The organism is Glycomyces sambucus (genome assembly GCF_900102815.1).
Lineage (GTDB): Bacteria > Actinomycetota > Actinomycetes > Mycobacteriales > Micromonosporaceae > Glycomyces > Glycomyces sambucus.
The window spans coordinates 359,460-380,425 of sequence record NZ_FNGF01000005.1 but is presented as its reverse complement, the minus strand read 5'-3'; the positions used below and the strand labels follow the sequence as shown (position 1 = coordinate 380,425).

Here is a 20,966-nt window from a genome sequence, read left to right as displayed (position 1 = left end):
CGACAAGCGAGAGGACCCGCCCATGCTGCTCGACCCAGGTATGGACCTGACACTGCGACCGATGAAGTACCCGGACTTCTACGACCAGTACCGGGCCGCCATCAAGAACACCTGGACCGTGGAGGAGGTGGACCTCGGCTCGGACCTCACCGACCTCGCCAAGTTCACCCCGCAGGAGCAGCACCTCATCCACCGCCTCGTGGCCTTCTTCGCCACCGGCGACACGATCGTCGCGAACAACCTGGTGCTCAACCTGTACCAGCACGTCAACTCCCCCGAAGGGCGCCTCTACCTCTCGCGCCAGCTCTTCGAGGAGGCCGTGCACGTGCAGTTCTACCTGACGCTGCTCGACACGTACCTGCCCGACCCGGACGAGCGCGCCAAGGCGTTCGACGCGGTCAACAACATCCCGTCGATCAAGCGCAAGGCCAACTTCTGCTTCAAGTGGATCGACGAGGTCTTCGACATGCAGGAGCTGAAGACCGGCGAGGACCGCCGCAAGTTCCTGCTCAACCTCATCTGCTTCGCCGCGTGCATCGAGGGCCTGTTCTTCTACGGCGCCTTCGCGTACGTGTACTGGCTGCGCAGCCGCGGGCTCCTCGACGGGCTCGCGACCGGCACCAACTGGGTGTTCCGCGACGAGTCCTGCCACATGAACTTCGCGTTCAGCGTGGTCGACATCGTCCGCCAGGAGGAGCCGGAGCTGTTCGACGACCAGATGCGGCAGCAGGTCACCGACATGCTGGAGGAGGCCGTCGAGGCCGAGCTCCAGTTCGCCGAGGACCTGATCGGCGCCGGGATGCCCGGCATGACCGTGAAGGACATGAAGTCGTACCTGGAGTACGCCGCCGACCAGCGCCTCGTGCGCCTCGGCATGCCGAAGAAGTGGGGCTCGGAGAACCCGTTCCCCTTCATGGCGCTCCAGGACGTCCAGGAGCTGACGAACTTCTTCGAGCGCAGGCCGACCGCCTACCAAGTGGCCGTGGAGGGCAAGGTCGACCTCGACGAGGAGTTCTGATCCCGGGCCGCAGGGTGTCTCCCGCCTGCGGCTGAGCGAAGGGGCCCGGCGCGATGCGCCGGGCCCCTTCTGTTCGCTGTACCTGTTGTCTGTGACTATGAGGCTCTTTGTTTTCGGGGCGCTCAGCCCTCGCGGGCGAAGGTCGAGCCGGACGCCTCGGTGCCGTCGCTGAGCTGCGCGACGCACAGGAACGTGCCGTCGCCGGGAATGTGGACGTCGGTGATCCAGTCGACCGCGCCGCTGGAGACGAGCTGCGAGAGCGGCCCGCCGTCGGCCTGGCCGTTCACGCACGCGGCGGCCACCGTCGGGTCGGCGCGCGCGGCCTCGGCGTCGGCGACGCCCTCGGGCAGCTGGCCGGTCGCGTACGCCTCCCACAGGTGGGCGGAGTCGCAGTTCGCGGCGGCGAACTCGGCGTCGAAGCAGGCGGGCTCCGAGACGCAGCCGGCGCCTTCGACGGTGAGCGTGCAGGAGGAGACGTAGTCGTCGGCCATGGACTGCGCGGCCAGGTCGGTCGGCTCGTCGCCGCCGCCGAAGAGCCACACGCCGCCCGCGATGAGCAGGCCGAGGATGACCAGGCCGACCGCGCCCATGCCGATGAGGCGGCCCATCTCCGAGCCGCCCTTGTCGCCCTCCTGGAGGCGGCGCTCGCGGCGGGTCAGGCCCGTCTCGTTGCGGGCGACCGGGACGGGGAGCCGCGCGTCGCGCTCGTCCTTGCTGTACGCCTCCCAGCGGCCCGTCTCGCTCGCGAAGTCGCCGGAGGGCGGCTGGGACCCGCCGAGGTTCGCCGGGGGGCTCACGGGCGGGCTGGGGACCCGCGCGGCGCCCGCGGAGGTGCGGGCGGGGGGCGTGACCGGTGCGGCGGCGCGGGCCTGGGTGTCAGGACGGGCCTGGGTGTCGGGGCGGGCGGCGCGGCGGGCCGGGGCGAGGTTGGTCGTCTCCGGGTCGTCCATGGGGCCGCGGCGCTTGGCCGGGGCCAGGCGGAGGGTCTGGGGCGAGTCGGGGGCGCCGTCGAGCTCGGCGTAGCCGGGGGCGGGGGTGCGGTCGGGGGCCGGGACGCGGCCGGTGCGGTCGGTGTTGCGGTCGAACGCGGCGGCCCGGTCGGCGGCGCGGCCCGAGGTGCGGGCCGGGGGCTCGCGAAACTCGGTGGGCGGCGAGGTGTACGCGCCGTAGAGGCCCTGGGACGCCGGCGAGGGCGCGAGCGGCAGGTCGTCGGTGATGCGCGGGATGATCCCGGTCGACGCCTCGGGGATGCTGGCGAGGAACTCGCGGAACTCGACCGCGGTCGGGCGCCCGTCGGGGTTGTTGATGAGCGCGGTGCGCAGCATCTCCAGCAGCAGGGGCGATATACCGGGGATCGCCGGGATCGACTGGTCGAACAGGGCCGCGACCTCGTTGATGTCGAGGACCCCGTCGGCGGGGAAGCGCGGCGGGTTGCCGCTGAGCATCGCGTAGAGGGTGGCCGCGAGGGAGTAGACGTCGGCGCTGGGGCCGATCTCGCGCATCTGGAAGACCTCCAGGGGCGCGTACGCGGGGGTCGCCATCATCGAGAACCGCTCGCCCGGACGGGGGACGGGGATGAGGCTGGAGAGCCCGAAGTCGGCGAGCACGGCGTGGCCGTGGTGGTCGATGAGGAGGTTCGCGGGCTTGATGTCGCGGTGGACGATCCCGGCCTCGTGGGCCGCGGCGAGCGCGTCGGCGATGCGGATGCCGATCTCGATCGTGCGGTGCGGGGGGATGGTCGTGTGGCGGTCGAGCAGGTCGGCGACGGAGCCGCGGCAGCGTTCCATGACGACGTACGGGTTGGCCTGGTGGGTGAGGCCGGCGGAGAGCATCTTGACCACGCAGGGGTGGTCGGAGAGGCGTCCGGCGGTCTGGACCTCGTGGCGGAAGCGCTCGCGGGAGGCGTCGTCGGTGAGCGGACGGGCCTCGATCTTCACGGCGACCTCGGCCCCGTCGTCGAAGCGCGTGGCGCTGTAGACGGTCGAGTAGGCGCCGCGGTCGATCTCGCTGAAGCCGGTCAGCCGCTCGATGCCGTGGAGGAGCGCTTCGGGGTCGGCCTCCGCTCTGGCTCTCGGAGGGGAGAGGGGAGCGGTTGGAGCACCGTAGGACGACATGGTGTCCACTGGAAACTGCCTCCGTTCTCGGCCGACGTGCAAGCCGAAGCATCACTCGGTGTCGAGCTGTTCAGTGTCGAGCTGTTCGGGTCGGTGCGCGGGTCAGCGCCGGGGAGCGCGCCGCTGCGTCCTGGGAGCGACTCGGGCCTGGGGGATCCGAGTCATGGGACCTATCGGATAACGGTACGGCAACGCGTCCATGATTCTGTATACCCCTAGACGAAGAGCCAGCGATAACTGGCCGAACGGATGATATGTCGCTTCCCGAGGGCGAAGTACCGGTGGCGCATAGTGAACGCATCCCCCGTGTAGCGCGCGGGAGGACGGGCATGCCGGCGGCGTTCGCGGGTGTGCCCGTCCGCCCGCCGCGTCCCCGCCCCATCCGGTTCAGGCCCCCGCCACGCGGGTGCCGTCGAGACCGGCGGCGTCCACCGTCGCAGCGCCTTCGGCACTGGCAGCTGCGGCGCTGTGTTCCGAAGCGGCATTGTGATCTGAAGCGGTCCTGTGTTTTGAAGCGGCACCGTGTTCTGAAGCAGCACTGAGACATTCGGCTTCGCGCGACTCCGGCGCGTCGAGGTAGTGCGCGGCCCAGGCCGTGGCCTCGGGGTCCTCGCCGAAGGACTTCAGCGCGATCCCGGCCCACTCCGCGGCCTCGTCGGGGCGGCCGTCCTCGTCGAGCAGGCGCGCGTAGCGGGCCACGATGGCCCGCCGCGGCCGGCCCAGGGACGGCTCGTCGTAATGGGCCGCAAGGGGTTCGAGCATCCGCAGGGCCGCCGCCCGGTCGCCCTTGGCGGCGCGCACGTCCGCGAGCAGCGCGGTGTTGGCGGCGCGGCCCGGTTCGAGGACGTCGTCGGTGACCAGCGCCAGCGCCTCCTCGGCGGCGGCCTCCGCGGTGGCGGGGTCGCCGGCCTCGAGGGCGCAGCGGCCCCTCAGGTTGTGCGCCAGGCTGATGAGGAGCGGGTGACCGGTCTTGGCGCCGTACTCCTCCGCGCCCGCGGCGAGGTCGAGGGCGTGGTCGAGGGCGCCGATCGAGCGGGCCGCGAGGGCCCGGACGTACTTGGCGAAGCCGCGGCCCCAGTCGTCGTCGATCCGCTCGAAGTCGCGGAAGGACTTGCGGGCCAGGGCATCGGCGCCTTCGGGGTGGCCGAGGCCGATCTGGGCGGCGGCGCCGATGGCGCGCAGGAGCCCGACGGCGAACACGTCGCCGGAGCGCTCGCCGATGGGCATGAACACGTCGGAGAGGCGCTTGGCCTCGGTGAAGCGCCCGGCCATGAGGAGCGCGAACGCGGACACGCCGCGGACCCAGGCGCGGCCGACCAGGTCCATCTGGCGGGCGAACGCCTTGGCGGCCTCGCGCAGGACCTCGTCGGCCCCGTCGAAGTCGCCGCGGGCCACGAGGACCCAGGCGCGGTGCTGGAGGGCCCAGGCGAGGCGCTTGTCGTCGCCGACGCCGTACGCGACGTCGTAGGCGTCGAGGAAGCGGGTCTCGGCCTCGGAGAGGTGCCCGGCGAGGAAGTCGAGGAGGCCGATGCGGCACTGGGCGTCGCAGCGGGGACCGGCCAGGCCCTCGCGGCGCGAGAGCGCGAGCGCGGCGGTCCAGGCGCCGCGGGCCTCGGCGAGCTCTCCCTTGTAGCGGTGGAGCCGGCCGCGCAGCAGCAGGAGCTGGGCCACGAGTTCGGAGGCGTCCTCGGGGAAGTCGTCGCCGAACAGGCGCGGGGACGGGTGGTCGTCGGTGCCGTGCTCGTCGGCGTGGTCGTCGGTGTGGTCCTCGTCGGGGATGAGGCCGATGTCGATGGCGAGGCCCTCGATCTCGGCCTCGGCCTCGACGGTGCGGCCCAGGCGGGTGAGGGCCCGGCCGCGCAGGAGGCGGTCGTCCGAGGAGAGGGTGGCGATGCGCTCGACACCGTTGAGCAGGGCGACGGCGCGCTCGGGCTCGGAGGCGTCCATGGCGCGGTCGGCCTGCTTGCGGACGGCGTCGACGGCGAGCGGGAGGACGTTCCAGACCTCGTCGATCGCCTCGATCTCGACCTCGCGGGCGAGGGTGACGGCCTGCTCGGCGTGGAAGACCACGAGATCGTCGGCGCTCTGGCCCTCGAGTTCGGTGTCGGCGGCCCAGCGGGCGATCTCGGCGTGCGCGTGGGCGGCGTCGGCCTTGCCGATGGGCGCGTAGGCGGCCTGGCGCAGCAGCGGGGTCACGAAGCGGTAGCCGCCGTAGGAGCGGCGGCGCAGCATGCGGCGGTCGAGGAGCTCCTGGAGCGCGAGGTCGAACTCGCCGGGGACCTCCTTCTCCAGCAGCTGCGTGGCCTCGGGGGGCACGGCGTCGCCGAAGATCGAGGCGGCGCGCAGGAGGGCGCGCGCGGCGGGCGTCAGGGCGTCGATGCGGGCGCCGAGGACCTGCGCGAGGTCGCGCGAGAGGACCTTCCCGGTGAGCGACCCGGCGGCGAGGCGCCACTGGTCGCCGGTGCCCGAGAGCAGGCCCTGCTCGGTGAGGAGGGTGACGAGTTCGGCGAGGTAGTAGGGGTTGCCCTGGGCGAAGCCGAGGAGGCGGTCCTCGTCGGGCTTCGGCAGGCGGCCGCCGCCGAGGAACTCGCGCAGGAGGCGCGCGGCGTCGGCGCCGGCGAGCGGCGGCAGCGGGTGGACCTCGGCCTCGGAGATGCGCGTCAGGACGCCCGAGGACCTGGTGAGCTCGGGGCGGCCGTAGAGGAGGACGAGGACGGGGCCGTGGATCTTGGCGAGCGCGACGCCGAGGGCGTCGATGCCGTCCTTGGAGGCGGTGTGCAGGTCGTCGATGATGAGGACCAGCGGGCCGTGCGTCGACATGTGCGTGATGAGCTCGGCGACGGCCTCGGGGATGGTGTACGCGTCCGACTGCTGCCCGGTGAACCCGCCGACCCGGTCGGCCGCGCCGGGGCGGCCGTGGCCGAGGAGGCCCAGGAGCAGGGTGATGTTCAGGCGGCACTCGCCGTGGTCGGGGTGCCCGTCGGCGATCCGGCGGAGCTTGGCCTCGGCGGTGGCGCGGTCGTCGTCGAAGCGCAGGCCGGCGGCCTTGCGCACGAGGTCGGCGAGGGGCCCGAAGCGGCGGCCCTCGCCGTAGGGGGCGACCCGGACGGTGAGGACGCGGGCGCCGCGCTCGGTGGCGAGGGTGCGGACCTCGCGGGCGAAGCGGGTCTTGCCCATGCCGGCCTCGGCGGTGTGGATGAGGACCAGGGGCTCGGCGCGGTCGATGACGGCTTCGAGGCGGCCGGTCACGCGCCCGATCTCGGCGTCGCGGCCGATGAACGGGGCGGTGTCGCCGAGGCTCGCGCGCGTCCCGGGCTCGTCTTCGAGGCCCAGGAGCTGGAACACCTCGACGGGCTCGCGCTTGCCCTTGAGGCGCACGGGCGTGAGCCGGCGCCAGGAGGCGGCGTGCTTGGTGGCGCGCATGGTCTCCTCGCCGGCCCAGATGGTGCCGATCGAGGCGATCGCGCAGATGCGCGCGGCGGTGTTCACGGTGTCGCCGATGACGGTGTACTCGAGGTTCGCCTGCATGCCGGCCACGACGAGCCCGGACCGGAGCCCGATCCGCAGGCCGATGGGGAGGCCCCCGCCGGACTCGGCCTTGAGGAGCCGGCGGACGCGCTTCTGCATGGCCTGGGCGGCGCGGACCGCCCGCTCCGCGTCGTCCTCGTGCGAGAGGGGGGCGCCGAAGACGGCCATGATGCCGTCGCCGGTGAGCTTGTCGACGTGCCCGCCGAACTCGTTGACGGCGTTCACGCACTCCGCGAGCAGCCGGTCGGTGACGGAGGAGACCCGCTCGGGGTCGAGGCTCTCGGACCAGGTGGTGAAGTCGGAGAGGTCGCCGAAGAGCACCGTGACATAACGCCGCTCCGTCTGGGGAGCGGTCGCCTCGGGTGACAGGGGCGCGCCGCAGTTGTGGCAGTAGCGCGCGCCCGGCACGGTGGGCACGGAACAGAACGGGCAGGTCACAGCAGCACCAACGTCATGACAGGGCTGTGTTGTTCCCCACTCCTTGTGGGAACGGGGACGATCTTGCGATTCACGGTGGCAAGGATACGTGGCCTAGCTGACAGATACCTGTGTGCGGCGGCACAAATCCCCGAGGAGAGGACCAACCCTCCCCCGTTATCGCCGACCCCCACCCGAACGGCTGATTCGGTTACGATCATGCCGTCGACCTGCACCCCTCCCCCCTCGGCACCCCCTCGAACCCGAAAGACACCCCATATGGCCCCTCCCCCCGAGCCTGAGCCGATGCCTCCGGCCGACGAGGCCGCCCCGCATCACGGAGCGCTCACGATCCGAACCGACCGGCTCCGCTGCGCGCTCATCGCGGCCGTCGGCATCCCGCTCGGCATCGCCTTGATTCTGCTCGACCCGGTGGCCGAGCGCGATCCGGTCGAAATGCTCCTGTCCCTCGCAGGTGGCATGTCCCTGGGCTGGGGCTCCGGGGCTCTCGGCCTGCTGTTCCGGGAGCCGCTCCGCTTCGACGTCCGCAGTCGAAGGCTGCATGTCCCGCGCAGCTCGAACTGGAGGTTCACGGACGTCTACCCGAGCCCGGGCTTCGACCGGATCGAGTACTCGCCGTATAACGCCCGCATCTACCAGGTCCGCGCTGACGGAAGGCGTCGCCGTCTGCCGGTCTTCCGCCAGTACACGAACCGGCGCGACTGGGCCGCTCTCGCCGACCTCCTGCTCGAGCACTCGGGAGGGGCACCGGCTCAGACGTCGCCGAACCCACACGAGGGGCGGATCCAGTTAGGATCATGCCGTTGAGCCGCACTCCGCGCTCTCCCACATGAAAGACACCCCATATGGCCCCTCCTCCCGAGCCTGCGACTCCTCCGATCCAGGAGGGCGATTCACCGCGCTTCCGGCTGCGCCTCACCCCGACAGAGATCGCCGAGGTCCTCGGCATCGAGACGAGGCCGCGAATCATCACCGTCGAGTACAGGCGCCGCCTGCTGACGTGGACGGCGGCGATCGGCTGGCTGCTCGCGCCGGCGGCATGCGTGCTCGGCATCTCTCTCATGAGAGTGTTCGGACTCCAGAGTCAAACGGTCTTGTTCGCGCTGCAGTTCCCACCTATGTACGCCGCAATGATGGCCACCCTCGTGCTGACGCAGCGGAATCTGCTCACCTACGACGTGGATCGAAGAAAAGTCTGGAGCGGTACCGGTCAGATACGGCGGGCGCTCGGCCGCTGGCGCCCCGGAGACCGCCTCGAGTACTCGATTTACCGCGGCAGGTTGGAACGGGTCAGACCAAGCGGCAGGCGGCGCATCATCGCTCGCTTCACCGTCGTGGTCGATCACGCCACCTGGGCCGAGTTCGTTGACGTCTTCCGAGCGCACCAGATCGGCAGCGGAGGCGGCGGCGAGCCATCGGACTTGCGGGCACCGGTGGTCAAGGTAGGGATTCGCTGGCGGTTCTTCAGCGGTTTCCTCCTCGCCGGGCTGGTCACGGAGGTGTTCGCTTTGTGGCCGCACCGAGGGGATTTCGACTCGGTCGGCTCGCTGCATCTGGCGGCCGCCGGTTACTTCCTGTTCGGTGCGCTGCCGCTCCTCCTCAGACCGGTGCTCACCTACAAGGAGGGCCGGGTCAGCGTCAAGTCCCTCGGCCGCCCCGCCCGTGAGTACCCGCGTCCCGGGTTCGAGCGGCTGGAGTTCTCGGTCTACACCGGTTGCCTCTACGAGGTCCGTCCCGACGGGAAGCGGCGCAAGATCGCCAGGGGCTGGGCGCGCGACCTGGACTCCTGGAAGGTGTTCGTGGACCGGTTCCTCGCGGATGCCGCGAAAAGCGCGCGATGAGCGCTCGTTCGCTGGTGATCGCCGGGCCGAACCGGGTGCTGTTCGGGTGGCTTCTGGGGCTGTCGCTCGGGGTCGCGGTGATGTTCGGGGCGCTGACGGTCGGCGGGGTCGTCGACATGTCGTTGCAGGGCCTGCTGGTGGGGATGCCGGCCGGTTGCGCCGGGGCCTGCGCGGTCGTGCTCGCCGGGTGGAGCCGGATCGGGTACGACCCGCGGACCAAGTCACTCCTGGCGGTCGGTCGCAAGCGTTTCCGACCCGTGTTCGCCAAGCCCGCATTCGTGTGCGTCGAGTACTCGCGGTCGCAGAACCGCATCTACGGGGTCCGCCCCGACGGGCGGCGGCAGCGGGCGCAGTATCCGGCCTGGTGCTACGACCGGCGCGAGTGGGCGGCGATGGTGTCGCGGATGCCGAAAGCGGCGGAATAAGCGCCGGGGCCCGGACGCTGCTGCGTCCGGGCCCCGAGTCGGCTTGGGTCTAGGCGGTGACCAGGCTGGCCTTCTGGAACTCCTTGACCGAGGTGTAGCCGGTCTTGGCCATGGCCCGGCGCAGGCCCCCGAAGAGGTTCTGGGAGCCGTCGGAGGAGTTGGAGGGGCCGTAGAGGATGGCCTCGAGGTCGGGGACCTCGACGTCGCCGGAGTCTCCCGGGCGGAAGCGGCCGCGGGGCAGCTTCGGGTGGGAGGCCGCGGAGTGCCACCAGGCGCCGGCGGCCGGGGACTCGGCCGCGTCGGCGAGGATCGAACCGAGCATGACCGCGTCGGCGCCGCACGCGACGGCCTTCGCGATCGCGCCCGAGTTGGTGACCTCGCCGTCGGCGATGAGGTGCACGTAGCGCCCGCCGGTCTCGTCGAGGTAGTCGCGGCGGGCCGCGGCGGCCTCGACGATGGCGGAGGCCATCGGCACGTCGATCCCGAGCACGGTGTCGGTGGTCGACCAGTCGTCGGAGCCGACCCCGACGATGACGCCCGCCGCGCCGGTGCGCATCAGGTGCATGGCGGTCTTGTAGTTCGTGGCCCCGCCCACGACGACCGGGATGTCGAGGTCGGCGATGAACTGCTTCAGGTTCAGGACGTCGCCGCCGGAGGAGACGTGCTCCGCCGACACGATGGTGCCCTGGATGACCAGCAGGTCCACGCCCGCCTCGACCGCGAGCGGCGCGAGTTCGGCCGTGTGCTGCGGGCTGAAGCGGATCGCCGTGGTGATCCCGCCGGCCCGGATCTCCGCGATCCGCTCGGCGATGAGCTCGGGCTTCACCGGCTCGGCGTAGATCTCCTGGAGCCGCTCGATCGCGTTCTCCGCCGGCGTGTCCGCGAGCTCCTTGAGCAGCGACGTCGGGTCGACGTAGCGGCACCACAGCCCTTCGCCGTTCAGGACGCCGAGGCCGCCGAGGCGGCCCATCTCGATCACGGACGCCGGGCTCATCGTCGCATCGGACGGGTGCCCCACGGCCGGGATCTCGAAGCGGTAGGCGTCGAGCTGCCATTCGGTGGAGACATCGTCGATGTCCCTGGTGCGCCGGGTCGGGACGAGCGCCACTTCGGACAGCCTCCAGCCGCGCGCCACGATCTTGCCGGGGCCGATCTCGACCAATTCCCGCACAGTCTCTCCTCCTACCGGGCCCGACTACCGCGTGTGGTAGTTGGGCGCTTCCACGGTCATCTGGATGTCGTGCGGGTGGCTCTCCTTGAGTCCCGCAGCGGTGATCCGGACCAGACGCCCGCGCTCATGCATCCCTTCGATGGTACCGGCCCCGGTGTAGCCCATCGCGATGCGCAGACCGCCGACCAGCTGGTAGACCACCTGTGCGAGGGTGCCGCGATAGGGGACCTGCCCCTCGACGCCCTCGGGGACGAGCTTGTCGTTGGAGTCGACCGCGTCCTGGAAGTACCGGTCCTTGGAGTAGGACTTCGCCTGGCCGCGGGACTGCATGGCGCCCAGGGAGCCCATGCCGCGGTAGGACTTGAACTGCTTGCCGTTCATGTAGATCAGCTCGCCGGGGCTCTCGGCGCACCCGGCGAACAGCTGGCCCATCATGACGGTGGAGGCACCTGCGACGATGGCCTTCGCGATGTCGCCGGAGTACTGGATGCCGCCGTCGGCGATGACGGGGACGCCGCGCTCGCGGGCGACGCGGACGGTGTCCATGATCGCCGAGACCTGGGGCGCGCCCACGCCCGCGACGACGCGGGTGGTGCAGATGGCGCCGGGCCCGACGCCGACCTTGATGCCGTCGACGCCGGCCTCGATCATGGCGGCCGCGGCGCCGGCGGTGACGATGTTGCCGCCGATGATGTCGACCTTGTGTCCGAAGTCCTTGGAGATCGAGGCGATCATGTCGAGCACCCCGCGGGAGTGCCCGTGGGAGGAGTCGACGACGAGGAGGTCGACGCCGGCCTCGACGAGCTGCCCGGCGCGCGCGTACTGGTCCTCGCCGACGCCGATGGCGCCGCCGACGCGCAGGCGCCCGGAGCCGTCCTTCGACGCGTTCGGGAACTCCTCGCGCTTGGCGAAGTCCTTGACGGTGATGAGGCCGCGCAGGAAGAAGTCCGCGTCGACGATGGGGAGCTTCTCGATCTTGTGCTTCTTGAGCAGTTCGAGCGCCTCGTCCTGCGAGACGCCCTCGGGCGCGGTGACCAGGTTCTCCCTGGTCATGACGGTGGAGACCTTCACGGAGTGGTCGGTCTCGAACCGCATGTCGCGGTTGGTGATGATGCCGACGAGCTTGCCCTTCTCGTCGGTGACGGGCAGGCCGGAGATGCGGTACTTGCCGCAGAGCTTGTCGACCTGGCCGAGGGTGTCGTCGGGCGAGCACGTGACCGGGTCGGCGACCATGCCGGACTCGGAGCGCTTGACGAGGTCCACCTGCTGGGCCTGCTCCTCCGCGGGGAGGTTGCGGTGGAGGATGCCGAGGCCGCCGAGGCGGGCCATGGCGATCGCCATGCGGGCCTCGGTGACGGTGTCCATCGGCGCGGTCAGGAGCGGCACCGAGATGCGGATGTTGCGGGTGAGCTGGGAGGAGGTGTCGACCTCCGCCGGGACGACGTCGGACTCGCCGGGAAGCAGCAGCACGTCGTCGTAGGTGAGGCCCAGCGGGATACCGCTGGCCGCGCCCATGGGCACCGTGGTGCCTCCGACACGCTCGCCGGCAGCGCCTTCGAGCCCTTGGTTTCCGAAATCCCCTGAGAACGCCATGGAGCAATGGTAGTGCCGTAACGTGCGTCGCCCCGCGTCGCACACGTCCCCGTGGGGTGTGATTCACGGCGGGGACCAGGGCGTCCGGTCAGCGGATGACCGGACGGGCGCGGAAACGGCCCTGGGGACGGGCACCGCGCGGGTCCGGGTACGCACCCGCGGGTGCCGAACGGGGCCGGACACGGGACGGCCCCGGGGACGTGGTCCCCGGGGCGCCCGCGAGTGAACTGGGGTGTGCGGCCGGGGGCTACTCGAAGAGGTCGCCCGCCTCGTCGGAGATGGTGTCGACCACGTCGCTGTCGGCCACCGCGTCCCACGCCTCGGTGGCGCCGTCGCTGATGTCCTCCCACACCTCCGTGGCGTCGATGTCGGTGACCGTGTCGGCCACGCCGTCCACCACGTCGTCGAAGATCTCTTCCACGTTCTCGCCGAAGTTGTCCATGTGCCCGTCTCCTCGGATCCGTCGGGGTTACCTGCGGCCCATGCTAACGAGCGCCGCACCCGGTGTCAGCACCCGATTGCGATGGTGGCACGCATCCGGGAGTCCCGCGCCGCTCACCCGGCGCCGTCGTCACCGGGCGTTAGGCTGGAACCGTGTATGAGGAGCCTCGCGACCCGTTCGCCGACGATCCCGACCACGCGGAGGCGCTCGCCCCGTTCGAACCCGAACTGGACGACGACGACCGCGCCGACCTCCTCGAAGACCTCCACGAACTGGAGATGTTCGAGCGGGTGCTGCAACCGCAGGGCTACCGGGGGGTGGTCGTCGACTGCGCCGACTGCGACGAGCCGCACTACTTCACGTGGGGCCTGCTCATGGCGAACCTCCGCGGCCTCCTGGAGGCGAACTGCGCGCAGGTCCACGAGCCGGCCTTCGACCCCGACCCGGCGCACTACGTGACCTGGGACTACGCCCGGGGGTTCTCGGACTGCTGGCTGAAGACGCACGGCGAGGACACGGTCTGAGGGGGACGCGGTCTGAGAAGGACACGGTCCGAGGGGGACGCGGTCTGAGCAGGAGCGGTCGCGGCAGACGCTCCCGCGAGGGTCGCCGCTTAGGCCACCGACTCCCGCAGCGGCCGCTCGGCCCGCGGTCCCGGCAGGGGCCGCTTCGCGCGCGCCTCCAGCACGTCGAGCCGCTCGGCCGCGAGGATCGCCCGCGTGAGCCCGGCCCTGACGTACGGGGCGTCGGTGCCGGTGTTCTTGAAGTACCAGATGCCGATGTTGATGAGGCCGATCGCGATCGCGTACATGAGCTCGTCCTGGAGCCGGCCGCTGTACAGGAAGACCCCGATGATGACCACCGGCAGCGCGTAGAGCCAGGCCGCGGGCGCCCACGACGCCAGGCGCTCGAGCGTCGGGATCTCACCCCGCGGCACCGTCGAGAGGCCCTTGCCGCCGTTCCAGGCGCGCGCCCGCGCGTTCGCGTCCCGCGCGAACCACAGGCAGGCCGAGATCATCACCGCGACGGTGATGATCCCCAAGGGGCAGAAGATCACCCACCACCTGCGCTGCACCAGGGTGGGCAGCAGGATGTACACGGTCGGGTAGACCGCCGTGGCCCGCATCATGAACGAGGCCGCCGCGGTGCGCACGCCCTTCCAGCCGCGCCGGCGCAGCGCCGAGTGCGGGGTCATGTCGGCGAAGACGTTCATGTACAGCCGCATGCCCGGCAGCGCGTACGTGAGCGCGACGATCCGCACCGGCAGGTTGTCCCACGCGTCGGGGATCGGGTAGTCCGCGGCCCGCACGTCGTCGAGGAGCGGGATGCCGTCCCCGGAGCGGTTGAGGAACGCGTTGGCGTACTCGACCCACTTGGCCTGCCAGAACAGGTCGAGGTCGCGCGACCACCAGGTGAGGACCAGGGCCACGGTGACCCAGGACATCCACGAGCACGCGATCGCCCAGCGCTTGAGGCTCTTGGCCTGGCGGAGGTGGTGGGCCTGCACGGGGTGCGCGGCGGCGTCGGTGGCCTCGGCCTGCCTGCGGCGGACCTTCCAGATCCTCCGCTGGCGCTCGACCGCGCCCGCGCCGGGCAGGGCGTTCTTGAGCCGCTGGTAGCGGCCGGCGGGCCGCTCGGCCTCGGCCGCTTCGAGGACCTCGATCTCGCGTGCGAAGAGGTCGCGGATCTCGGTGAACCGGCCGGGGCCGGGGTCGATCCCGGAGACCAGGAGGCGCTGGCCCGGGTCGGCGTCGACGAGGTCTTCGAGGAGGCGGGCGAGGCCGACTGAGGCGACGTAGAACTGGTCGGGGACGGTGCCGGGGGCGCTGTGCGGGATGCCGCCGATGGCGATGAGCACCATGCCGACCGAGTAGAGGTCGGCGAGGGGGCCGCCGGTGCCGGTGGCCTTGACCTCGGGTGCGACGTACACGGATTCGCGGGACTCGGCGCCGACGAGGCTGCGGGTGTGGAGGAAGTTGACGCCGAGGTCGATGAGCCGGATCGTGACGGCGGCGTCGTGCCCGGTCTGGACGATGACGTTCGAGGGCGTGAGGTCGTTGTGGTGGCCGACGTCCGCGGCGAGCACGGCCATGGCGTCGAGGAGCGCGGTGCCGAGGACGCGCAGCTGCCGGACGTCGACCGGTCGCGCGATCTCGGAGCGGGGTTCCTTGCGGCCCTTGGCGAGCGCGGCGAGGTGGTCGGTGAGGGTGGTGCCGGGGACGAAGTCCATGAGGACCCAGCCGTCGTGGCTGGCCCACACGGTCACGAGCGGGGAGCCCTCGGGGCGGACGCCGCCGAAGTCGCGGCGGTAGTCCCTGGTGGCCTTGACGATCGCGGGGATGCGCAGGTACGGGTAGATGAGGCATTTGAGGGCGTGATGGGAGGCGCGGCCGACGGCGGGCGCGGCTGAGTCGACGGTGACGATGACCGAGGTGGTGCCGTGGCGGTGGAAGGCCATGGTGGCGAAGTCGATCGTGGCCCAGACGCGGCACGCCTCGGCGTCGTCCTCGGCGGGCGCGTAGAGGCGTTCGAGGGCCTGCTGGACGCGGGGGTCGGCGACGAGTTCGGCGCACAGCTCGTCGGGGGTGCGGCCGGCGATCTCGCCGCTCGCGTAGGACTCGCCGTGGTAGCGCATGCGGTCGGAGCGGTGCATGGAGATGAGCGTGAGCAGGAGGAAGCCGAGGTAGCCGCCGGTCGCGGGGCTCACGCGCGCGTCGGGTCCGGGGTCGGTCCACCAGGCCCAGAGGGCGTCCATCTCGTCGGCGCGGGCGACGGCGAAGCGGTCGGCGTAGGCGCGCTCGTCGAGGGGCACGTCGAGGAGGGCGGCGCGCCAGTCCTCGACGTCCCAGGCGTCGAGTCGGGCCGGGGCGCCGCGGTCTTCGGCGCGGCCGGTGAGGTGCGCGCAGGCGGCGGCGAGGAGGTCAACCGATGCGTCTGCCATCGGCGGTCCTCACGGTGGTGATGCGGGGGACGGAGCGGAACGAGCCGTCGCGGAGCTCCTGGACCGGGACGCCCTGGATCGCGGCGGCCATGACGGCGTGGGCTTCGCGGGCGGCGGTGACGAGCGCGTCGCGCGAGCGGGACTGGTTCGCGACCTCGCGCATCCACGGGAGGGGCGCGAGGTCGAGCACCTGCGGGCCGTCGCCGGGGTCGGTCATCCAGCGCTGCAGGAGTCTGCGCTGTTCGCGGTAGCGGAACTGCGAGTCGGCGTAGCCGCGGCCGAGGCCCTTGCGGAGGCGTTCGAGGTAGGCGACGGAGTAGCGGCGGCCGGGCGAGAGGCGGGTGGGCGGGGGCTTGATCGGCTTGGTGCTCAAAGAGAGCACGTGGGTGCAGCCGTCGGCGAGGGCGGCGAGGTGGGGGTGGGCGGTGAGGACGCCGCCGTCGATGGCCCGCCGCCCGCGGAAGACGCCGGTGCCGGGCACGGCGACGGGCATCCAGCAGCTGGCCTTGAGCGCGGACTTGAGGTCGTCGCGGGACGCGAACTCGTGCGGGGCGGTCGCGGTGAGGGTGTCGACCTCGCTGATGACCACGTGGAGGTCGATGGGGCTCTTGAGGATCCGCTCGAAGTCGAGGGGCTTGCGGTGCTCCAGGACCTCGTCGAAGGCGTAGTCGAGGTTCAGGGCGGGGCGCCCGGCGAGCATGCGCCTGACGTCGGCGAACTCGGGCGTGCAGAGGTCGTCGAAGTAGATCGTGAGCGGGTACCAGGAGTCCCCGCCGGCGAGGAAGTACGCGGCGTTGATCGAGCCGGAGGAGGTGGCGTAGACGGCGTCGAACACCGGGCGCAGGCCGAGGTCGTCGAGGGCCACGAGCATGGCGCCGGAGGTGACGCCGCGCATGCCGCCGCCTTCGACGGCGAGGCCGAGCTTGAAACCGTCGGTGCGGGCGCCGGGCGCGGAGCCCTCGGCGCGGCGGGCCCTGACGAGTTCGAGGACGGGGTGGTCGTCGCTCCAGTACCGGTCGGCGTCGAAAGCGTACGGACTGAAGGCGTTCGGGTCGGACAATTCGCCTCGCTCGGGGGTGTCGGGGAGCGGCGGAATCGGATGGTCCTCAGCGTAGCGGTCTCACGCACCTTGCGCTGTCCTTGAGTTACGGGGCGGCGCCCTGATCGGTGCCGTCCCGTCCCGCGTCGTCCCCTCGCAGGTCGCCGCGCCGCAGTGACGACGTCCGCGGGCCGGTGTCGAGGAGGACGCCCGCGCGGACGACGGCCGCGACCGGGGCGCACTGGAGCACGGCCTCGTCGGCGGTCGCGGCGTCGAGGACGACGAGGTCGGCGCTCGCGCCGGGGACCGGACCGTGCGCGGGCCGGCCGAGGATGCGGGCCGGGTTCGTCGTGATCGCGTCGGCGAGGACCGCGCGGTCGGCGGCGGAGGCCGCGCGGAAGAGCAGGCCCGCGAGCCACGCGGCCTGGAGCTGGCTGCCGTTGCCGAAGGGCGCGAACGGGTTGCAGAGGTTGTTGTTCGTGATCGCGGTGGTGACGCCGGCGCGGGCGGCGCGCAGGATCGGGGCCACCGCGCGGGTGGCGTGCCCGGCGCTGGCGTCGCGGGCGTGCCCGGCGAGGTAGAGGTCGGTGGCGGGCATGACCGCGAGCGCGATCCCGGCGTCGGCGAGGGCGTCGAACGCCCGGTCTGCGGCGTCGGGGTCCATGGCGGCGAGGGTGGTGGCGTGGCCGATCGCCACGCGGCCGTGCATGCCGGCGGCGCGGGTGCGCTCGACGACGAGGCCGATGAGCGAGGCGCCGGGGTCGTCGCCGAAGTCGAGGTGGAGGTCGACCGGCGCGCCGTGGGCCTGGGCGAGGTCGAAGACGAAGTCGAGGTGGGCGGCCGGGTCGGCGTCGACGTACGGGCAGCCGCCGACCACGTGTGCGCCGGAGGCCATGGCGCCCTTGAGGAGTCCGCGCATGCCCGGGAGTTCGAGGCCGCGCTGGGGGAAGGCGGTGAGTTGGAGGTCGATGCGGCCGTCGTTGCGGGCGGCGAGATCGGCGTGGAGGTCCATGAGGTCGAGGCCCACGGCCGGGTCGATCTCGACCATGGCGCGCGCGGCGAGGGTGCCGTTGCGCACCAGGGTGTCGACGGCGCGCTGCGCGCCGGCCCGGACGGTCTCGGGGCCGAGGCGGGGGCGGAGCCTCGCGACCGCGGCGATGGCGTCGTTCAGGTCGGCGGTGGGCTCGGTGCCCTCGGCGGCGAGTCCGCGCGCGATCGGTTCGAGGAGGAACGCCTTGTCGAGGTGGACGTGCGCGTCGACGAAGGCGGGCAGGACGGCGCGGCCGGCGGCGTCGAGGACGGCGGTGCCGCCGGCCGCGGAACCGTCCGCGGAGGCACCGCCTCCGGGGATGCCGTCCGCGGTGCCCGGAGGTGCGGCCCGGCCGACCCGTCCCCTGTGGAGGATCAGGTCGGCCGGACCGCCGGGGAGGCCCGCCCCGGCGACGGCGTCGAGGCGGGTCACCGCAGTCCGATGGCGGGGTCGATGAACTCGTTGGTGACGATGTCGTCGGCGGCGATCCCCTCGGGGATCGTCTCGCCGTAGCCCGCGAAGATCGGGAGGACCGCGGCGATGACGCGGTCGACGCGCTCGGTGTCGAAGTTGCCGAGGGTGTCGTCGGGGCCGTTGGCGACGATGCCCTCGGCGAGCTGCACCTCGACCGAGTCCGCGTTGCCCTCCATGGTGATCGGGGGCCCGTCGGGGATGGTCTCGGCGATGCGGAGGATCGCCTCGTTGACCGGCTCGGGGTCGGTCACGTAGTCGATCTGGGCCTGCTGGAGCATCGGCACGAGCTCGGTGAGGCACGGCGCGAGCTCGTCGAGCTCGCCCGAGCGCACCGACCAGGCGTGCTGGTAGATCTCGTACCCGGCGTCGTCGACCATCAGGTAGTCGGTGGGCTTCATCCAGCCCTCGACGTCGTGCTCCCAGCGGTAGGGCTCGTTGGAGACGTACCCCTGCTGCATGACCGCGCCGCCCTCGGCGACGAAGCGGCTCGGGGTGCCGTCGAAGGACGCGTCGGCCTGCGACGGGTCGACGTACCCCTGGGCGATCAGGTAGTCCATGAAGACCTTGCCCTCGGTGTACACGATCGGGGCGCCGGTGGCCTTGACGTCGTCCCAGGAGTCGACGTCGTATGTGGCGGGGTCGAACATGACGATCTGCGGGGTGGTCTCCAGGGAGGCGAACACGCCGGTGACGGGGAACTCGGCGTTGGCGCGGACCGCGTCGTCGGTCGGCACGAAGCCGAGGGTGATCGAGGTGTCCTGGTACATCTGCGCGGGCACGGGCTGGCCGCCGAGGAACGGGCCGCCCAGGCGGACCTCGACGTTGACGCCGGTGTCGCCCAGGGGCCCGACGTAGGCGCCCTGCTCGACGTCGACGGTCCCGTCGGGGCCGACGAGCTGGAAGGCGGCGGCGCGCTCGGGGGTGGCGAACCAGTCGGTCTGGATGACGATCGTGGCGGGGCAGACGCCGGCGAGCACGCCCTCGCCGGTGGGCTCGGGCACGTCGCTGGCGGTGGCGGTGCAGGCGGCGAGGAGGCTCGCCCCGGTCGCGACGGCCGCGGCGGCGGTCAGCCGGCGGCGCACAGCATCGTTTCGCATGGGGTGGATCGGCATGGGGCGATTCCGCGTGGGGTGGTTCCGCATGGTCTCTCCTAGAGGTCTCGGGGGTCGGTGGGGGGCGCGCTCGCGGCGGTGGGAGGGCGCGCCGATCGGAGGGCTGTCGGACTGGCAGCTCAGGTAGTTCAAGTGGTTCAGGTGCCCCTGATGGCGTTATCGCTTGCCGTGCATGCGGTCGACGCGTCCGGCGAGGAGGTCGAACGCCCAGAACAGGCACAGGCCGACGAGCGAGGACAGGAGCAGGGCCGTCAGGAGCTCCTCGGTGGCGAGGCGCTGGCGGTAGACGTCGATCATGCGGCCGACGCCCGGGACCCCTTGGCGGAAGAAGAAGTCGGCCACGATCGAGCCGATGATGGCCTGGCCGCCGGAGATCTTGAACCCGGAGATCATCGCGGGGAGCGCGGCGGGGAGCTGGAGCTTCCACAGGCGCTGGAAGCGGGTCGCGCCGTGGAGGGTGAACAGGTCGTGCTCGGCGGGGGCGACGGACTTGAGGCCGAAGAGCGTGTTCGTGACGACCGGGAACAGCGAGACCATGACGCACACGATGACGCGGGACCCGAACTCGTACCCGAACCAGAACCCGAACAGGGGCACGACCGCGAGGATCGGGATGGTCTGGAGGACGACGGCGTACGGGTAGAGGGAGAACTCGGCCCAGCGGGCCTGGCTCATGACGACCGCGAAGAGCACGCCGAGGACGATCGCGATCGCGAGGCCGCACAGGGCGACCTGGACGGTGTTCCACAGGGCGGTGAGGATCTCGGTGCGCGCGGCGGGGTCGAGGAGCCCTTCGGCGACGACCGCCTCGGGCGGGGGCAGGAGGAACCGGGACGCCTCGGGCACCAGGAGGTGGCTGGAGGCGGCCCAGGCGGCGACCACGAGGACGAAGACGGCGATGGGCGCGACGACGCGGACCGGGGCGGTCGTGAAGGGCCACAGGCGCTTTCGGGGCCGAGGCGGCTCGGGTGCGGCGGTCTTCGCGGGGGCTTCGAGGGTGGCGGTCATGCGGCGGCCTCCTGCCTGTCGCCGCGCAGGGCCGCCGAGACCTCGGCGGCGAGGGCCGCGAACGCCGCGGTGTAGCGCAGTTCGGGGTCGCGGGGGAAGTCGAACGGGACGGGGATGTCGGCGGCGATGGTGCCGGGTCGGCCGGTGAGGACGACGACGCGGGTCGACATGAACACCGACTCGGGGACGGAGTGGGTCACGAAGACGCCCGCGAAGCCGTCGCGCACGAAGAGCTCGCCGACCTCGGAGTTCAGGTGCTGGCGGGTGATCTCGTCGAGGGCGCCGAACGGCTCGTCGAAGAGGAACAGCTCGGGCCGCATGGTGAGCGCGCGGGCGATGGAGGCGCGCATGCGCATCCCGCCGGAGAGCTGGGAGGGGCGGTGCTGCTCGAAGCCCGCCAGGCCGACCCGGGCGATGGCGTCAGCGGCGGCCGTGCGCCGCTCGGCCTTGGGGACCCCGGCGAGCTCGGCGGGGAGTTCGACGTTGCGGGCGACGGTGCGCCACGGCAGGAGCGTGGCCTCCTGGAAGACGTACCCGAGGCGGTCGGTCCGCACGTCGACGGCGCCGCCGGAGGCGGCCTCGAAGCCGGCGGCGAGCCGGAGCATCGTGGACTTGCCGCAGCCGGAGGGGCCGACGAGGGACACGAACTCCCCCGGGCGGATCTCCAGGTCGATGCCGTCGAGCGCGCGGGTGCCGTTCGCGAAGGTCAGCGAGGTGCCGCGGAAGGCCAGAGCCGGGTCGATGCTCATCGCGACCGCCGGGGGCGGTCGTATACATGACCCGGCCGCGGGC

The 20,966-nt window shown here is 71.9% G+C and carries 16 protein-coding genes; 5 read left to right on the top strand and 11 right to left on the bottom strand.

Annotated elements, in window-relative coordinates; all coding sequences use genetic code 11:
• Nucleotides 1–22 precede the first annotated feature (22 nt).
• Nucleotides 23–1,018: a ribonucleotide-diphosphate reductase subunit beta gene (locus BLS99_RS17035; protein WP_091052355.1), complete on the top strand. Its 996-nt coding sequence runs from the start codon at nt 23–25 to the stop codon at nt 1,016–1,018.
• 122 nt (nt 1,019–1,140) lie between these two features.
• Here BLS99_RS17035 and BLS99_RS17030 read toward each other — a convergent pair whose 3' ends face one another.
• The gene (locus BLS99_RS17030; protein ID WP_143034844.1) at nt 1,141–3,132 is read right to left on the bottom strand and encodes a serine/threonine protein kinase; all 1,992 of its coding nucleotides are present in this window, start codon (nt 3,130–3,132) and stop codon (nt 1,141–1,143) included.
• A gap of 387 nt (nt 3,133–3,519) precedes the next feature.
• On the bottom strand, nt 3,520–7,077 hold the full coding sequence (locus tag BLS99_RS17025) for an adenylate/guanylate cyclase domain-containing protein (protein ID WP_218126549.1): 3,558 nt from the start codon (nt 7,075–7,077) through the stop codon (nt 3,520–3,522).
• Nucleotides 7,078–7,383: 306 nt separating this feature from the next.
• On the opposite strand from BLS99_RS17025, the gene BLS99_RS17020 reads away from it, so the two are divergent.
• From BLS99_RS17020 to BLS99_RS17010, 3 genes are read left to right on the top strand one after another with little or no spacing between them, the layout of a single operon-like run.
• The gene (locus BLS99_RS17020; protein WP_091052348.1) at nt 7,384–7,905 is read left to right on the top strand and encodes a hypothetical protein; all 522 of its coding nucleotides are present in this window, start codon (nt 7,384–7,386) and stop codon (nt 7,903–7,905) included.
• 38 nt (nt 7,906–7,943) lie between these two features.
• Nucleotides 7,944–8,939, top strand: a complete 996-nt coding sequence (locus BLS99_RS17015) for a hypothetical protein (protein WP_091052346.1) — start codon at nt 7,944–7,946, stop codon at nt 8,937–8,939.
• The gene (locus BLS99_RS17010; RefSeq protein ID WP_143034843.1) at nt 8,936–9,364 is read left to right on the top strand and encodes a hypothetical protein; all 429 of its coding nucleotides are present in this window, start codon (nt 8,936–8,938) and stop codon (nt 9,362–9,364) included. The genes BLS99_RS17015 and BLS99_RS17010 overlap by 4 nt, the downstream gene beginning before the upstream one ends.
• Nucleotides 9,365–9,413: 49 nt before the next feature.
• Here BLS99_RS17010 and BLS99_RS17005 read toward each other — a convergent pair whose 3' ends face one another.
• The 3 genes from BLS99_RS17005 to BLS99_RS16995 all read right to left on the bottom strand — a co-directional run bounded on the left by BLS99_RS17005 (nt 9,414) and on the right by BLS99_RS16995 (nt 12,570).
• Nucleotides 9,414–10,535, bottom strand: coding sequence for a GuaB3 family IMP dehydrogenase-related protein (locus BLS99_RS17005; RefSeq protein WP_091052341.1), 1,122 nt, complete (start codon nt 10,533–10,535; stop codon nt 9,414–9,416).
• A gap of 24 nt (nt 10,536–10,559) precedes the next feature.
• Nucleotides 10,560–12,050, bottom strand: a complete 1,491-nt coding sequence (gene guaB, locus BLS99_RS17000; RefSeq protein WP_091052338.1) for an IMP dehydrogenase — start codon at nt 12,048–12,050, stop codon at nt 10,560–10,562.
• Nucleotides 12,051–12,375: 325 nt separating this feature from the next.
• On the bottom strand, nt 12,376–12,570 hold the full coding sequence (locus tag BLS99_RS16995; protein ID WP_091052336.1) for a hypothetical protein: 195 nt from the start codon (nt 12,568–12,570) through the stop codon (nt 12,376–12,378).
• A gap of 152 nt (nt 12,571–12,722) precedes the next feature.
• On the opposite strand from BLS99_RS16995, the gene BLS99_RS16990 reads away from it, so the two are divergent.
• A complete protein-coding gene (locus BLS99_RS16990; RefSeq protein ID WP_091052334.1) occupies nt 12,723–13,094 on the top strand; it encodes a DUF5319 family protein in 372 nt (123 codons plus the stop codon).
• Nucleotides 13,095–13,183: 89 nt separating this feature from the next.
• Here the strand turns inward: BLS99_RS16990 and BLS99_RS26335 are convergent, their stop codons facing one another.
• From BLS99_RS26335 to BLS99_RS16965, 6 genes are all read right to left on the bottom strand, one after another.
• Nucleotides 13,184–15,511: a protein kinase domain-containing protein gene (locus BLS99_RS26335; RefSeq protein WP_091052332.1), complete on the bottom strand. Its 2,328-nt coding sequence runs from the start codon at nt 15,509–15,511 to the stop codon at nt 13,184–13,186.
• Nucleotides 15,492–16,571, bottom strand: coding sequence for a patatin-like phospholipase family protein (locus tag BLS99_RS16980; RefSeq protein ID WP_245712283.1), 1,080 nt, complete (start codon nt 16,569–16,571; stop codon nt 15,492–15,494). The genes BLS99_RS26335 and BLS99_RS16980 overlap by 20 nt, the downstream gene beginning before the upstream one ends.
• An 85-nt stretch (nt 16,572–16,656) precedes the next feature.
• The gene (locus tag BLS99_RS16975) at nt 16,657–18,012 is read right to left on the bottom strand and encodes an amidohydrolase family protein (protein ID WP_176953396.1); all 1,356 of its coding nucleotides are present in this window, start codon (nt 18,010–18,012) and stop codon (nt 16,657–16,659) included.
• A complete protein-coding gene (locus BLS99_RS26330; protein ID WP_176953395.1) occupies nt 18,009–19,151 on the bottom strand; it encodes an ABC transporter substrate-binding protein in 1,143 nt (380 codons plus the stop codon). Before BLS99_RS26330 ends, BLS99_RS16975 begins: the two co-directional genes overlap by 4 nt.
• A 171-nt stretch (nt 19,152–19,322) precedes the next feature.
• Complete coding sequence (locus BLS99_RS16970; protein ID WP_091052329.1) at nt 19,323–20,174, bottom strand: ABC transporter permease; 852 nt, start codon at nt 20,172–20,174, stop codon at nt 19,323–19,325.
• On the bottom strand, nt 20,171–20,923 hold the full coding sequence (locus BLS99_RS16965) for an ABC transporter ATP-binding protein (RefSeq protein ID WP_091052327.1): 753 nt from the start codon (nt 20,921–20,923) through the stop codon (nt 20,171–20,173). The genes BLS99_RS16970 and BLS99_RS16965 overlap by 4 nt, the downstream gene beginning before the upstream one ends.
• Nucleotides 20,924–20,966 lie beyond the last annotated feature (43 nt).